Source organism: Vreelandella sp. L-25 (assembly GCF_056857535.1).
Window position 1 is genome coordinate 48445 of sequence record NZ_JBSXNH010000092.1, and the last position, 15780, is coordinate 64224.

Sequence of the window (15780 nt, forward strand, 5' to 3'; positions counted from 1 at the left end):
CACGTTTCTACCAAGCAAGAGGTGCCGCTCTATACGCTTCATGGCATGTGGTGCACCAGCTGTGCGCTGGCGGTAGAGGGCGCGCTAGCCCGCGTGCCGGGAGTCGCGCAGGCCAGCGTTCATTACCCTACTGCAACGGTATGGGTAAACGGCGCTCCCGCAGCAACCCAGTTGGCGGTGCTAGCCCCCGTGGTGAAGCGGCTGGGCTATCGGCTGAGCGAGCTAGAGCCAGTGCAAGATGCCCAGCAGCGCTTAGCCCAAGAGAGCCGCTACCTCATGCTGCGCCTGATTGTAGGTGCAGTGTTGGGTATGTGGACCATGCTGGCGTCGCTGCTGATCTACGTGGGCGCGCTGCCCAATGCCACCATAGAGCTGGTCGTTGCTTGGGTGGCCGGTGCCTTTTCACTACCCGTCGTGCTCTATTCCGGCCTGCCGTTTTACCGAGCGGGGTGGCGCACGCTATTGGCCCGACGCCCCGGCATGGATGTATTGGTAAGCCTGGGTGTGCTTGGCGCCATGGCGGTATCGGTAGGGCTGCTGCTGCGCGGCTCTGCTGAGGTCTATTTCGATACTGCGGTGATGCTGATTGTGCTGCTTCTGGTGGGCCGGCTGGTCGAAACCCTGTGCAGGCAGCGGGGGCTTAAAGCCTTTGATGCACTAAGGCTGCCGGAGGCTGATGTGGTGGTTTGCCAAGGCGGGCAGCGCGACATGCAGCCCGTTGGGGAAGTCTCCATAGGAGCTGTGATTGAAGTGCCTCCTGGTGAGCAGGTGCCCTTGGATGGCCTGCTGGAAACGCCCGGCTGGCTGGACACCGCCACGCTCACTGGGGAAAGCGTGCCCCGTTACCTGCATGCTGGGCAGCGGGTCTATGCGGGCTGCCGCTATGCGGCGGGGCTAAACGCAGCGCCTTTGAAGGTGGCTGTGACGGCTACCGTCGGCCAGCGGCGGGTGGATAAACTGTGCGAGCAAATGCGCCGCGCCCAGGCAAAAAAGGGCGAATTGCATAAGCTGGCCGACCGCTTTGCCTCATGGCTAAGCCCCGTAGCGCTGCTGCTGGCTGTGCTGACACTCCCACTCGGGTTGCTATTGGGCCTTGGGCTGGAAGACGCTGCTGTGCGTGCGCTGTCTGTTTTGGTGGTGGCTTGCCCCTGCGCGGTTGGGCTGGCGGTTCCGCTGGCAAGCCTTGCCGGTAGCAGCCAAGCGTTACAGCAGGGCATTGCGCTTCGCGACCCTGCCGCTTTTGAAACCCTGGCGAAAGTACGTGGTATTGCCTTTGATAAAACCGGTACGCTCACCCGTGGGCAGTATCAGGTAGTGCACGCCGCGCTGCGCCAGGGCGAAGATCTCACGATGTTTCAGGCGATGCTGCACAGCGCCGTTAGCCAAAGCGAACACCCACTAGCCAGCGGTTTGCTGGACTGGGTGAACAAGGCTGAAACAGCAACGCCGCCCAAAGCGCTTCATAAAGTATTTCATAACGTACTTCATCTTGAGGAGCATCCCGGCAAAGGCCTGCAAGTAACGTTTCAAAACGGAGAGCAGTGGTGGTTAGGTAGCGCCGCATGGATAGAGCAGCAGCTTGGCACACCCTTGCCAGATAACGCCCAACACCCTGACTACGCCTTTGCTTCACAGGTGGTAGTGGCCAACAGCCGCGGTTGGCTCGCCACGCTTTACTGTGCCGACCAGCCGGTGAGCGATGCGAAAGCAAGCCTTGCCGAACTACAGCGCTCAGGGTACATCGTGGCGCTGATCAGCGGCGACCGCCAGGGGCCGGTGGGCTGGCTTGGCCAGCAGGTAGGGTTAGCAAAAACCGCCTGCTACGCCCAGCGTTCGCCGGAAGCCAAAGCGGCACTACTCAAAGCGCTGCCATCGCCCACGCTCTATGTGGGCGACGGGGTGAACGATAGCTTAAGCCTTGCCGAAGCCGGGGTAGGCGTCGCCCCTATGCAAGCCAGCGAAGCCGCCCGCGAAGGAGCCGCCGCACAGCTGCTTCAGCCTGGGGTGAGCGGTGTGGTGAGGCTATTGGCACTGGCGAAGCGCACCCGCCGAGTTATGGTGCAAAACCTAGTGTTTTCGGCACTCTATAACACGCTGGCGCTTGGGCTGGTGATCATGATGGCGGTACCGCCCTTGGCCGCCGTGCTGGCGATGGCAGCAAGCTCGCTCAGCGTGACGTTAAACACGGCGCGCCTTGCGTGGGCAGAGCCTGACGAGGGGCTTAGCGATAGCCCAATGCCTGCCCTAAGCGCTCAGCGTTCGATGCCACCCAGTGCGGGTCAATCGCGCCCCACTGCTTAATGGTGTAGTGGCCAATGTTGTGGCGCTCGCCGTGGCTTTTTTCAAACACGCACTCAATATCCAATTCCCCCAGGGACGTAATGGTGTCCTGGGCGGTGCGCCTCGGCATGCCGGTGGCTTCCATCAACGCGGGTACGCTGGCCACGCCTTGCTCAATCAAGTGGGCCACGTAAAGGCGGCGGTAAAAGCTGGATTTTGTTTTGCTGAGCGACATGGAGGGGGCGTCTTCTTAGTGATGGGTATTCCTGCAGTCTAATCAAATAAATCCCCCTGTGCCCGGGGCGGGCGAAAATCACGGGTATTCAGTCCCTGCTCGGTGCGTGGCTGCATGTTCCACTGGCGGCTAGCACGCTGAAACCGCTGGGCGATTAAGTCAGCGAATACCCCCTCGCCGCGAAAGCGCTTACCAAAGGCAGCATCGTAGGTTTTACCGCCCCGACACTGGCGCATCAAACTCATTACCTTAGCGGCGCGCTCGGGGTAGTGGGCTTCTAGCCACGCTTCAAACAGCGGCGCGACCTCGTGGGGCAGCCTTAGCAGCATCCAGGTGGCGGTGCGCGCCCCGGCGCGGCTGGCGGCTTCCAGAATGCGCTCAATTTCGTGGTCGGTCAGGCCGGGAATAATCGGCGATACCAGCGTGCCCACCGGTATTCCCGCCGTGTTTAGCTCACGAATCACTTTCAGGCGCGCCTGCGGCGATGCCGCACGGGGTTCCAGCGTGCGCTTTAGGTTAGCGTCCAGGCTGGTCAAGCTCACGAACACCCGCACCAAGCGATGCTCCGCCATTTCTGCTAGTAGATCGATATCCCGCAAAATTAGCGTGCTTTTCGTCACTAGCGTCACCGGGTGGCGGCAAGCCAACAGCAATTCCAGCAAGCGGCGGGTGGTTTGGTAGGTGGCCTCTAGCGGCTGGTAACAGTCGGTATTGCCGGAGAGGTTAATGGGTCTGCAAACGTAGTGGGGGTGGCAAAGCTCCTCTTTTAAATGCTCCACCAGCCCGTGGCGGGCGATCAGTTTGGTTTCAAAATCCAGCCCCGGCGATAAATCCCAATAGGCGTGTGACGGGCGCGCATAGCAGTAGACACAGCCATGCTCACAGCCGCGATACGGGTTAAGCGAACGATCAAAGGGTAAATCTGGAGAGTTGTTCCAAGAGAGCGCGCTTTTACTGGCTTCCTCGCGCACTTCTGTTGCCAGCGAGGTGGTGGCCTCCTCTTGCCACCAGCCGTCATCCTCCGCCACGCTGCGGGTAGGGGCGAAGCGGTTATGTGGGTCGTAGGTTGCACCACGCCCTTTATGCACGGCGGATCGGGGAAGGTTATGGGCCGTCATCGGGAGCCTCGCGCTGAGCCACCTATAATATGTTTATCCATACAGTATAGGGTGTTTGTCGTGCTCTGCAAGCAAGGGGCATCGGTGTGCCAGCTACACGCCGATTGTCGACGGTTGAGCGCCACTCAATAGGCGTTGACCCAAAAGCGCCCTGGTAGTCTGCCAAGGCGCTGTGCTTACTTACTTTTTATCCTAACGCTTCTTGCGCACCGGTTTTTTATCACTGCTTGCTGGCTCGGCGCTATCGGCTTTGCGTGCGCTGGTGGGAAAGTGGGCACGCACCAGCTCAAGCAGCCCCTGCGTAGAAGCGTCGAAGTCGGCGGCGTTGGCGTCGATGCGCTCGCTGATTTCACCGGCGATGCGCTTGCCTAGCTGTACGCCCCACTGGTCGAACGAGTTGATGTTCCAGATTACGCCCTGAACGAACACCTTGTGCTCGTAGAGCGCAATCAGCGCGCCCAGGTTTTTCGGCGTTAGCTCGTCGAGCAGCAGGGTGCTGGAGGGACGGTTGCCGGGGCAGCTATAGGGGTCGAGCTGGCTAAGCTCTTTGCTGTCGCCTTGGCTGCCTTCCATAAAGGCGTTGGCTTGGGCCAGCATGTTGGTCAGCAGGGCGAAGTGGTGGTCTTCCACGCCCGGTTCCGGCTTGAGCGAGGCGATAAAATCGATGGGCACATAGCGGGTGCCCTGGTGCAGCAGCTGGAAGAAGGCGTGCTGGCCGTTGGAGCCGGTTTGGCCCCATACAATCGGGCCGGTTTTGTAGTTCACCGGGTGGCCGAAAATATCTACCGACTTACCGTTAGACTCCATATCCAACTGCTGCAGGAAGGAGGGCAGTTGGTTCAGCGCTTGGTCGTAGGGCACGATGGCCTGGGTTTCCGCACCGATAAAATTGATGTACCAGATGCCAATCAGCGCCATCAGTACCGGCATGTTTTGAGCGAAAGGCGCTTCGATAAAGTGCCGGTCCATCTCATGGGCGCCTTCCAGCAGCTCAATAAAGCCTTCAAAGCCAATCGAGAGTGCAATGGGCAAACCGATGGAAGACCACATGGAGTAGCGGCCGCCCACCCAGGCCCAAAACTCGAACACGTTCTCTTCGCGAATACCGAACTCCATCGCCGCTTTGCGGTTGGTGGAAGCGGCAATGAAGTGCGCGCCCACGTCGGCGTCTTCGCCAGCGTTCTCCAGGAACCAGCGCCGCGCAGTCTTGGCGTTGAGCAGGGTCTCCTGAGTGGAGAAGGTCTTGGTAGAAACGATGAACAGCGTGGTGGCGGGGTCGAGCCGTGAGAGCACTTTCTGAATATGGGTGCCGTCCACGTTGGAAACGAAGTGGAAGTGCAGCTCCGGGTGGCGATACTTCAACAGCGCACGCACCGCCATGTTGGGGCCGAGGTCCGAGCCGCCAATGCCGATATTGACCACGTCTTTAATGCGCTGGCCGTTATAGCCTTTCCACTCGCCGCTACGCACCGCTTCTGAGAACAGCTTGATCTGCTCGCGGGTGCGGGTGATTTCGGGCATCACGTCTTCGCCATCCACATACACCGGCTCATCGCCAAGATGGCGTAGCGCGGTGTGGAGTACCGGACGGTTCTCGGTCACGTTGATAATGTCGCCAGAAAACATTTGGGCGCGGCGCTGTACCAGGGCGGAGTGGTCGGCTAGCTCAATCAGTTTGGCCAGCACTTCATCCGACACCTGATGCTTGGAGTAATCTAGAAAGAGGCCGCCGACGCGGAGGCTCATTTTTTCAAAGCGCTGCGGGTCATTCGTAAAGTAGTCACGAATGCGGTCATTGGCGGTTTTATCGCGCAGGCGCTCTAGGGCCTGCCAAGTAACGCTGCGAGTGAGTTGAAACATAACGGGCGATCCTGTTGTTTTTACATCTGTTTTACATCGTTATCGCTAACGGGGCGTGTCCGACCCCCTGGCGTCGCTGTTATTTATGTAAAAATACTACATATTGCGCGCGTGAGAACAACAGCTAGCGAAAAATGGTTAATAAAACAGCGGGGTGGTGGTCGTTTTGAATGTCTGACTAAAAAACAAAAGGGCGAGATTGCCTCGCCCTTAGTGTGCCGCTTTTAGCTGGCAACGGCTACTTGGGCAGCGCCACGTTTGATAAACGCGTAGCCCAGGCCGGTGATCAAAGAGCCTACCACAATCGCGCCCAGGTAAAGCAGAGCGGGAGTAATGGCGTTAGGAATCAGCAGCACGAAGATACCGCCATGGGGGGCCATCAGCTTGGCACCCACCAGCATGGAGAGCGCACCCGTGACCGCGCCACCGGCGATACAGGCGGGAATCACGCGCAGCGGGTCTTTCGCCGCGAAGGGAATCGCGCCTTCACTGATAAAGCACAGGCCCAGCACGAACGAGGCTTTACCCGCTTCCCGCTCGGGGGCAGAGAACTTGTTACGCGCCACGAAGCTGGCAATGCCCATACCAATGGCGGGCACCATACCTGCCGCCATGATCGCGGCCATTGGGCCGTAGGTTTCAGAGGCCAACAAGCCGACGCCAAAGGTGTAGGCCGCTTTGTTGACCGGGCCACCCAGGTCAAAGCACATCATGGCTCCGAGCAGAATGCCCAGCAGCACGGCATTGGTCGAGCCCATGGACTCCAAGAAGCTGGTGAGCGCGCTCAGCACGGCAGCCACCGGCTCGCCAATCACGTAGATCATCGTCAGGCCGGTGACCAAGCTGGCAATCAGCGGGATGATCAGAATCGGTTTGAGCGACTCAACGCTGGAAGGCAGTTTCACGTAGCGCGTGACGGCGAGGGCCACGTAGCCCGCCAGGAAACCGGCCAGAATACCGCCGATAAACCCAGAGCCAATCTCAGCGGCGAGCATACCGCCAATCATGCCGGGGGCAATACCGGGGCGGTCGGCGATGGAGTAGGCGATGTAACCCGCCAGAACGGGAATCATCAGCGCGAAGGCCGTGCCGCCACCAATCTGCATCAGCGCAGCGGCCAGGGTGCCCTCTTCCTGGAACGCTTCGATACCGAACACGAACGAGAGGGCTATTAACAAGCCACCCGCCACCACCATGGGCAGCATAAAGGAAACACCGGTCAGCAGGTGTTTATAGACGCCTTTCTCTTTCATGCCTTTTTTGGCGGTGGCGCTGCTGCTGGCGGCGCTGGTGCCGTCTTCCACAGCGGCATCGGTAAAGGCAGCCTCCAGGGTCGGGCGCGGCTTTTTCAGCGCGTTGCCGGTAGAGGTGCGATAAACCCGTTTACCCGCAAAGCGTGACGGCTCCACTTCGATGTCGCAGGCCAATACGACCACGTCCGCGTCGGCGATTTCCGCTTCCGTGAGTTTGTTTTGCGCGCCCACGGAGCCTTGGGTTTCCACGCGAATCTGGTGGCCCATGGCCTTACCCGCTTCGGTCAGCGCTTCGGCGGCCATAAAGGTGTGGGCAACACCGGTGGGGCAGGCGGTGACGGCAACGATTTTTTTGCCGCCCGCACTGTTAGTCGGGGCAGCTGCTGTGGCTGCTGGGGCACTGTAGATCGGCGCTTCCCGCTTAGCTTGGCTTAAGAAGGCGCTGGGGTCGGGCAGGGCGCTGGCAATAGGAGCCTGGAACAGCCGCTTGCCCTCGAAACGCTCTGGGGCGGGCACGTGGTCGGCAGCCACGACGATCAAATCGGCGTTAGCAATCTGCTCGGCGCTGGCGGCTTGCAGTGGCGCAATCTCACCGTGCATCTCTACATGAACGTTCCAGCCCAGCCGCATGGCGGCTTGCTCTAGGCGCTTGGCGGCCAGGAAAGTGGTCGCCATGCCGCTGGGGCAGGCGGTAATCAGGATCAGGTTCATCGCGTGGCTCCCTCGGTGTGGGTGTCGTCAAGACGCCGTACCCGGGTCTGTTGTTGGAGTGAGTCAAAATCATCGGCGTGGGAAGTGCCTACGCCAACATGGCGTACCGCTTCGGCAGAAAGCGCCGTGGCGAAACGAAGCGTATCGACGGGTGTATGCTGGCTCAGCAGTCCATGCAGCATGCCCGCCACAAAGGTGTCGCCCGCGCAAACGGTATTGGTGGCAGTGACGGTCGGTGGCGTGGATTGCCAAGTGCCGTGCTGGCTTACCCATAAAACGCCATCGGCACCTGCGGAAATCAGCGCGTGTTCGATGCCGCTGGCGTGCAGCCGCTCGGCGGCGGCTTGGCGCTGCTGTTCGGTATCGAGCGCGCTTCCTGCCCAGTCGGCCAGCTCGGTTTCGTTGGGTTTTACGGCGGCAGGCTGCGCGGCAATCGCCGTGAGCAGTGCCGGGCCGCTGGTATCCACCCACAGCGGCACCCCGAAACCTTTCAGGAAGGCAAGCAGCTCGCCAAACGCGGGTTGGTCGATGCCGGGAGGCAGGCTGCCTGCGATCACCACAGCCTCAGGCGGCGCGCTACCTTCAAACAGGCCGCTTAACGTGGTGCGTAAAGCCTCCAGATGGGCGGCTTCGATGGGCATGCCGGGGCTGTTGATATCGGTCACCCGACCGCTCTGCTCGGCCAGTTTGGCATTGATGCGCGTGTTGCCCGGCACCCGCACAAAGGCATCTTCAACGCCGTAACGGGGGAAGGCGAGGCTGAACGGGGCGTCGTTCTCTTCGCCCAAGAAGCCGCTGACGATCACCTCGTGACCTAAACTTGCCAACACCCGCGCGACGTTCACACCTTTACCTGCGGCTTCCAGCTGCGCGCCGGTGGGGCGGTTGACATGCCCCAGCGTCAGCGCATCCAGGTTGAAGGCGAGATCCAGCGCTGGGTTGAGCGTAATACAGACAACTCTTGCCATCAGCTGGCCTCCAGGGCGTCGCGGACTTCATCGCTAGTGGCTTTGCTCAGCGCTAACTGGGCGCTGGCCTGGGCTTGGGCAAGATCAAACTCGCGCAGGCGGGCTTTGACCAGCGGGATTTGGCGTGCGCTGACGGAGAGTTCATCGACACCTAAGCCCACCAGAACCGGTACGGCCATGGCATCAGAAGCCAGCTCGCCGCAAACACCGACCCATTTGCCGTGAGCGTGGGCGGCTTCGACGGTCATTTGGATCAACCGCAGTACCGCTGGGTGCAGGCCATCGGCTTGAGCGGATAGCTCTGGGTGGCCGCGATCAATCGCGAGGGTGTACTGGGTTAAGTCGTTGGTACCGACTGAGAAGAAGTCGACCTCGGCGGCCAGCGTCGGTGCTAGCAGAGCGCTGGAAGGGACTTCGATCATCACGCCAAGCTGTACATCGGTAGCGCGCTGCTGCGGGGAGATCTCGTTGAGCAGGCGGTCGTAAATCGCCTTCGCCGCGCGGAACTCGGCCACGTCTTTGACCATCGGCAGCATAATGCGTAGCGGTTTACCGACGGCGGCCATCAGCAGCGCGCGAATCTGGGTTTCCAACACTTCTGGTTGGGTCAGCGCTAAGCGAATACCGCGCAGGCCGAGGAAGGGGTTGTCTTCCTGGGGCACCGGCCAGTAGGGCAGCGGCTTGTCGCCGCCGACGTCCAGGGTGCGGGCGACGAGCGGGCGGCCGTCGAGGGCATCGGTGGCTTCACGGTATTCGGCGATTTGCGTGGCGAGATCCGGCGCGCTGGAGTAGGCCATAAACAGGAACTCGGTGCGCAAAAGGCCGACCCCTTCCGCGCCGCGCTCTACCGCATCGGCGGCGTGGGCGGTGTTGCCCAGGTTGGCAGCAACCTCAACCCGGTGGCCGTCGCGGGTTTGCGCCTGCTCGAAGCGTAGCTCCCAGGCGTCCGCTTCACGCTGCTGCTGGTCGAGCAACTGCTGCTCGGCGCGGCGCAGGCGCTCTTCAGACGGCTGCGAAGTTACACGGCCGCGCTCGCCATCCAGAATCATCATGCCGCCGTTGTGTAGCGCCATGACCGCTTCACCGGCGCCTACGACGGCAGGAATGCCCAGCGCACGGGCCAAAATCGCGCTGTGGGCGGTGGCGCCGCCGCGCACGGTCAGCAGGCCACGCACGCGGGAGGTATCCAGGCGGGCCACATCGGAGGGGCCGATATCGTCCATCACCAAAATATAGGGGTGCTCGGGCGGCTCGGGCAGGCTGACGTCGCAAAGCACGCCGAGCACGCGGCGGCCGACATCGCGCAGGTCGGCGGCGCGTTCGGCCAGCAGCCGGTCGGCCAGCATCTCTTGGGCGTGGGCGGCGGTGTCGATAGCTTCCCACCAGCCCGCTTCCGCCGAGCGGCTTTCGCGGATGGCGTCAATCGCCGCCTGGTGCAGTTCGGGGTCGTCGAGCATCTCTTCGTGCATGGAGAGAATGTCGGCGACTTCGCCGCCGGGCGCTTTGTGTACCAGCGCCTGAAGCTGGGCAGCCCCTTCTTTCAGCGCTGCCTCCAGGCGGGCGATCTCGTCGTCGGGCTGATTGGCGTGCTCAGGATAGTCGAACTGCATCGGACGAATGACGAACACCGGCGCAATCGCCAAGCCTGGCGAGGCTGCTACACCGGTGTGCGGCGTGTCAGCGGCCAGCGGCTCAACGGCGGGCTTACTGGTGCTAGCGGCTGGGGCCGCGTCGCGACCGCCATCGAAGGGCGTGACTTTCTCACCCAAGCCACTCTCGACGGCGGCGGCAATGGCGTCTAACGCGGCGCTTGCCTGTTCGCCCTCGGCAGAGAAGATCAGCCATTGGCCACGGCGTGCACCCAGGCCAATCACTTTGGTCAAGCTGGCAGCAGATACCGTGGTGGCGCTGCCCTCTTCCAGGCGTACGTTGATGGGCATGGGCTGGGCACGAGCGATCTGTACCAGCTGTTTGGCCGGGCGGGCGTGCAGGCCGTGGGGGTTCAGAACGCGCACGCGGCGGGTTTGGGTGCTGGCGGTTTCACCGGCCAGCGCTGCCAGCAGTTGGGCGCTATTTTTGCCCACAAAGCTGTCGCTTTCGCCGTTCTCTAGTACCGCCATCAACTGTTCGAGCAGCGGCCGGTGGGCATCGCCGCTGGCGGCCAAGCAGAACAGCGCATGAACCGGATGGCCGCCGTGTTCGATGGTGCCATCGGCGGGGGTCGCCACGCCTAGTGCGGGCTGGTTCACCCCTTGGGCGTGGCTTGAAAGCCATAGGCCTTTGCCCAACCACTGGGGCTGGGCGCTCGCCACGGCACTAATAAAACCGTTATCCACGCAGCCGCTTTGACGCAGCCGCGCTGCCGCCGCCAGGGCCAGCTCCTGCGGGTCGCGGGCGGGAAAGTTAACACATAGCGTATCGGCATCCAGACGCGGCGCTAAGGACGGCTTCGAGAGCAGGCGCGCAACATCGGCGGCGGAGCTGGCGCGGGCTAATTCGGTTGCTACGCCGTCGCGGTCGAGAACGTGGGTAAGCTGGCGCAGAATATCTAGGTGCTCGTCGTTTTGTGCCGCAATGGTGACCAGCACATGTACGGTGTGGCCGTCGTGCCACTGCACCCCTTTAGGGAACTGCAGCACCCGTACGCCGGTACGTTTGACGTGATGGCGGCTTTCAGGAGTGCCGTGGGGAATGGCAATGGCGTTGCCTAGGTACGTTGAGGACTGCGCTTCGCGGGCGTGGAGGCCATCGCGATACTCGGCCGCAACCAAGCCAGCCTCTGCCAGAGCGTTGGCGGCGCTGTCGAGCGCAGCTTGCCAGTTGTCCGCGTGGCGGTCGAGCAAGATGTCATCGGGGCCGAGTGTCAACATAGGGGTCTCCTGTAAACGCGGTCAGGCAACGGCAACGTCTGCGATTGGCGGCGAAAGTGCGCGCATAAAACGTTAGTCGTAGATCGTTAAGGTTAGCTGGATGAATCGTGTCACCTGTGGTTAGTTGGCTATGCTGAATCGATTCACTTTTTGGCACAAGGGTTGTTTCTTTAGACTTTTGTCTGAAGAGGGTAAAACGGCTGCTAAACTGCCGTCTTCATTTAGGGAGAAACCAGCATGACACTTGCCGATATTGCCCGGCTCGCCGGGGTTTCGCGCACCACGGCAAGCTATGTAATCAACGGCCAGGCTGAACAGCGGCGCATTAGTTCAGCTACCATCGATAAAGTGATGGCTGTGGTGCGTCAGCACCGCTATCACATTGACCCCCAGGCAGCCGCGCTGCGCCGGGGCGCTAGCCGGTTGATCGGTTTGATCGTGCCGGATTTGGAAAACATCAGCTACGCGCGCCTCGCCAAACGCCTGGAACGCGGTGCTCGCGAGCGCGGCTACCAGCTGTTGGTGGTGAGTTCCGATGACTGCGCGGATAGTGAGCGCACGCTGGCCTTGGCGCTGCGTGCCCAGCGCTGTGAGGTGCTGATTACCGCCAGCTGCCTGCCGGAAAACGACACCTTTTATACGGATTTGGCCGACGAAGGCTGGAGCGTCGTTGGGATGGACCGTGGCCTGACCCCCGAGCGTTTTGCCAGCGTGGTGAGCAATGACCAAAAGGCGGCTTACGCGCTGACGCGCTCGGTGATGGATGGCTCAACACGGCGCATTGCCTGGTTGGATGCCATGCCCGAACTCTCGGTGAGTCGTGAGCGGCGTGCGGGCTTTTTTGCCGCACTGGAAGGGACGGGGGTTGAAGCCGTTACCTTTAGTGGTGGGCGCTACGAGCGGGATGTGGGCGTTGAACTGGCGCAACAGCTCTTTGCTGCAGGCGAGGTAGATGCGCTGGTCACGGCCTCCTACGCGCTCATGGAAGGTGTGTTTGATGAGCTGCTTGCCCAGGGGGGGCTGCCGGAGACGCTGCGGTTAGCCACTTTTGGTGACCACCGCCTGTTAGATTTTCTGCCCCAGCCGGTTAATTCGGCGCTGCAGGATTATGACCGCATCGCCGAGCTGACGCTTCAGTGCGCGCTGGGCGCAATGAACGGAAGCTATCAATGCGGGCAGCAGGTGGTCGCGCGCCGCCTGCGTACTCGCTGAGCGCAGGCGGCGCGCGGTTTATACCGTGCGTGCCTGTGCCCAGGCGTTGGCGTCTGGAATCGACATATCATATCGTTCGCTAAGATAGGGCGAGGAGAGCAGAAAGTCGGCGCTGGCCGCATTACACGCTACCGGCACGTTCCATAGCGCGGCAAGGCGCAGCAGCGCTTTCACATCCGGGTCGTGGGGCTGCGGTGCAAAGGGGTCCCAGAAGAAGATCAATACGTCGAGCTGCTGCTCGGCGATACGCGCCCCGATCTGCTGGTCGCCGCCTAGCGGCCCGCTCATTAAGCCTTCCACTTCTAGCCCCAGGGCGGTTTTCAGCCGCCCGGCGGTAGTGCCTGTGCCAATCAGCGTGTGCTGGCTGAGTGTGTCTTGCCAGCGCGTCGCCCACTCCAGCATCTCGGTTTTTTTGCCATCGTGGGCAATCAGCGCAATACGCTTGCGCGGTTGCAGCGTGCGCACGGCTTGGCGGGGTGGGCGGGCATCGTTCATGGCATGGCTCTCCTGGTCATTCGCTTATTATTGATAGTGCGGCGAGGCGGTTAGTTACTCGGCGTCAACGGCCAGTACTTTCATGGTGTTGGTGCCACCGTGGGCATTCATGTGGTCGCCGCGAGTAAGAATGACATGCTCGCCTGGGCGTGCCAATCCATGGGCCTTCAGCAGCTTGATGGCTTCCTGGTTCACTTCGGTCGGCTCCATGTGCGTGGTATCGAATGGAAGCGAGACCACGCCGCGGTAAAGCGCCATGCGCCGCTGGGCGATGGGGCTATGGGCCAAGCCTACGATTGGCAGGCCCGACCGAATGCGCGAGGCAATCAGCGGCGTGTAGCCGGTGGAGGTCATGCAGGCAATGGCGCGTACACCGGTCAGATGGTTGGCGGCGTACATGGCGGAGAGCGCAATGGTTTCATCGATCCGCTCGAAGCCTTCATGGATGCGGTGGCCGGAGGCTTGAGCAATGCGCTCCCGCTCGGCGCCCAGGCAAACACGGTCCATGGCTTCAACGGTTTCCACCGGATAATCGCCTGCCGCCGTTTCCGCAGAGAGCATCACCGCATCGGTGGCGTCGAGCACGGCGTTAGCCACGTCGAAGACTTCCGCACGGGTAGGGAGCGGCGATTCGATCATCGACTCCATCATCTGCGTAGCCGTAATCACCGCACGATTTAGTGAGCGAGCATGCTTGATAATGCGCTTTTGCGTGCCGATCAGCGCCTCATCGCCAATCTCTACGCCCAGGTCGCCGCGAGCGACCATGACTGCTTCTGACGCTTCGATGATGGCGTCTAGAGTTTCGTCGTTGGCAACGGCCTCGGCACGCTCCAATTTCGCCACCAGCCCGATCTCTTTGCCCTCGTCGCCCAGTAGAGCACGCGCTTCCTGCATGTCGGCGGCGCTGCGTGGGAACGAAACGGCGAGGTAATCCACACCAATCTCGATGGCGGTTTTCAGGTCTTCTTTATCCTTATCGGTCAGCGCTGGGGCGGAAAGGCCGCCGCCTTGCTTGTTGATGCCTTTATTGTTGGACAGTTTGCCACCCACGTGAACTCGGGTGTGAACTTCTTGCCCAACGATAGACGTGACGTCCAGCACGACGCGACCATCGTCCAGCAGCAGACGGTCGCCGGGGGCGACGTCATCGATGAGCGCTTTGTAGTCGCAGCCGACGCGTTCGGCGGTGCCGCTATTGGCATCCATAGCCATATCGAGCACAAACACTTGGCCGATGTCTAAGTGGATAGCGCCTTCTTTGAAGCGGGAAATGCGAATTTTAGGGCCTTGCAAGTCGCCCAGTGCCGCTACGCTGCGGCCTAAGCGCTGAGCAATCTCGCGTACTTCGGTGAGGCGGCGGCGATGATCATCAGCAGAGCCGTGGGAGAAATTCAGCCGCACCACGTCAACGCCCGCTTTTAGCATGGCTTCCAACACCCCGGGGCGGTCACTGGCTGGGCCAAGCGTGGCGACGATTTTGGTACGACGAAGGGGGGTTGGGGACGTTGCGCGTGTCATAGTGGTACTCCTAATGAGCAGCGTGGGCTGAACATAGACTATAAAAAGGGCTGATGAATCGTTGATTAAGTATTGGACTACGATAGCCTTTATATAGTAATTTTACTACATATTGGATAGTTATTAGCCTTTAGGGGCGGTTATGGCAGGTTTTAATCGGCCTATAGGTGACTAAATACGTATTTTTAGTAATTTTTTTACTGGATACGCCATCTACGACCACTGCTTGATTGAGGTGCTACCATGACAATAAGAGTTGCCATTAACGGATTTGGACGGATTGGCCGTAACGTACTGCGTGCGCTGTACGAAAATGGCTACCGTGATCGCGTTCAGGTGGTTGCGATTAACGATCTGGGCGACCCTTCCCTAAACTCCCATCTGCTGCGCCACGATACCGTTCACGGCCATTTCCCATTTGCGGTCGAGCACGATGCAGAGAGCATCAGCGTGGATGGGGATCGTATTGTGATCTCTTCTGAGCGCGATCCGGCCAACCTGCCCTGGGCCTCTATGAATATTGACCTCGTCATGGAGTGTACCGGTCTGTTTACCAAGCGCGAAGCGGCGGCCAAGCATATTGCTGCAGGCGCAAAGCGCGTACTGATTTCTGCGCCTAGCCCGGATGCGGATGCCACTATCGTTTACGGTGTGAATGACGACATTTTGACCGCCGAGCACACCGTGGTATCAAATGCTTCCTGCACCACCAACTGCTTGGCTCCGGTCGCTAAAGCGCTGAACGATGCAGTCGGTATCGAAAACGGCCTGATGACTACCGTTCACGCTTACACCAACGACCAGAACCTGTCGGATGTGTATCACTCCGACCCCTACCGTGCGCGTAGTGCCACCCACTCCATGATTCCGACCAAAACCGGCGCGGCGGCAGCCGTGGGTTTGGTACTGCCGGAGCTAGCGGGTAAGTTCGATGGCCTGGCCGTGCGCGTGCCGGTGATCAACGTTTCTCTGGTGGATCTAACCTTTACTGCGGGTCGTGATACCACCAAAGAAGAGATCAACGCGATTGTCGAGAAAGCCGCCGCAAACTCCCCGGTCTTGGCCGTCAACGCCCAGCCGCTGGTGTCTATCGACTTCAATCACGATGCGCACTCGTCTACCTTTGACGCTAACCATACTCGCGTTAATGGTCGTCTGGTGAAGATCATGGCGTGGTACGACAACGAGTGGGGCTTCTCCAACCGTATGTTGGATACCGCCATCGCGATGCAGAAAACCGCCAAATAACTCCTGTTT

The 15780-nt window shown here is 60.6% G+C and carries 11 protein-coding genes; 3 read left to right on the top strand and 8 right to left on the bottom strand.

Going from position 1 to position 15780, the window contains the following annotated elements; genetic code table 11:
• Positions 1 to 45: 45 nt before the first annotated feature.
• Complete coding sequence (locus tag AC13CN_RS17000; protein ID WP_253557065.1) at positions 46 to 2301, top strand: heavy metal translocating P-type ATPase; 2256 nt, start codon at positions 46 to 48, stop codon at positions 2299 to 2301.
• On the opposite strand, the gene AC13CN_RS17005 is transcribed toward AC13CN_RS17000, so the two are convergent.
• The 6 genes from AC13CN_RS17005 to ptsP all read right to left on the bottom strand — a co-directional run bounded on the left by AC13CN_RS17005 (position 2222) and on the right by ptsP (position 11295).
• Positions 2222 to 2515 carry a winged helix-turn-helix domain-containing protein gene (locus AC13CN_RS17005; RefSeq protein WP_228168834.1) on the bottom strand — a complete coding sequence of 98 codons (294 nt, stop codon included), beginning with the start codon at positions 2513 to 2515 and terminating at the stop codon, positions 2222 to 2224. The two genes, AC13CN_RS17000 and AC13CN_RS17005, sit on opposite strands and share 80 nt — an antisense overlap.
• A 38-nt stretch (positions 2516 to 2553) precedes the next feature.
• Positions 2554 to 3633 carry a PA0069 family radical SAM protein gene (locus tag AC13CN_RS17010; RefSeq protein WP_253557056.1) on the bottom strand — a complete coding sequence of 360 codons (1080 nt, stop codon included), beginning with the start codon at positions 3631 to 3633 and terminating at the stop codon, positions 2554 to 2556.
• A 192-nt stretch (positions 3634 to 3825) separates the two neighbouring features.
• Positions 3826 to 5493, bottom strand: a complete 1668-nt coding sequence (gene pgi / locus AC13CN_RS17015; RefSeq protein ID WP_044629392.1) for a glucose-6-phosphate isomerase — start codon at positions 5491 to 5493, stop codon at positions 3826 to 3828.
• Positions 5494 to 5717: 224 nt separating this feature from the next.
• Positions 5718 to 7457, bottom strand: a complete 1740-nt coding sequence (locus tag AC13CN_RS17020) for a PTS fructose-like transporter subunit IIB (protein WP_253557057.1) — start codon at positions 7455 to 7457, stop codon at positions 5718 to 5720.
• On the bottom strand, positions 7454 to 8425 hold the full coding sequence (gene pfkB, locus AC13CN_RS17025; protein ID WP_253557058.1) for a 1-phosphofructokinase: 972 nt from the start codon (positions 8423 to 8425) through the stop codon (positions 7454 to 7456). The genes AC13CN_RS17020 and pfkB overlap by 4 nt, the downstream gene beginning before the upstream one ends.
• Positions 8425 to 11295 carry a phosphoenolpyruvate--protein phosphotransferase gene (gene ptsP, locus AC13CN_RS17030; protein WP_253557059.1) on the bottom strand — a complete coding sequence of 957 codons (2871 nt, stop codon included), beginning with the start codon at positions 11293 to 11295 and terminating at the stop codon, positions 8425 to 8427. Before ptsP ends, pfkB begins: the two co-directional genes overlap by 1 nt.
• A 237-nt stretch (positions 11296 to 11532) precedes the next feature.
• Here ptsP and cra point away from each other — a divergent pair, with 237 nt between their 5' ends.
• Positions 11533 to 12507, top strand: a complete 975-nt coding sequence (gene cra / locus AC13CN_RS17035; RefSeq protein ID WP_044629388.1) for a catabolite repressor/activator — start codon at positions 11533 to 11535, stop codon at positions 12505 to 12507.
• Between the two features lie 18 nt (positions 12508 to 12525).
• On the opposite strand, the gene AC13CN_RS17040 is transcribed toward cra, so the two are convergent.
• Positions 12526 to 13002, bottom strand: a complete 477-nt coding sequence (locus AC13CN_RS17040) for a methylglyoxal synthase (protein ID WP_044629387.1) — start codon at positions 13000 to 13002, stop codon at positions 12526 to 12528.
• A 54-nt stretch (positions 13003 to 13056) separates the two neighbouring features.
• Positions 13057 to 14523 (bottom strand): pyruvate kinase, encoded by a 1467-nt coding sequence (gene pyk / locus AC13CN_RS17045; protein ID WP_253557060.1) that lies wholly within the window; start codon positions 14521 to 14523, stop codon positions 13057 to 13059.
• Between the two features lie 243 nt (positions 14524 to 14766).
• Here pyk and gap point away from each other — a divergent pair, with 243 nt between their 5' ends.
• Positions 14767 to 15771 carry a type I glyceraldehyde-3-phosphate dehydrogenase gene (gap, locus tag AC13CN_RS17050; protein WP_044629385.1) on the top strand — a complete coding sequence of 335 codons (1005 nt, stop codon included), beginning with the start codon at positions 14767 to 14769 and terminating at the stop codon, positions 15769 to 15771.
• Positions 15772 to 15780 lie beyond the last annotated feature (9 nt).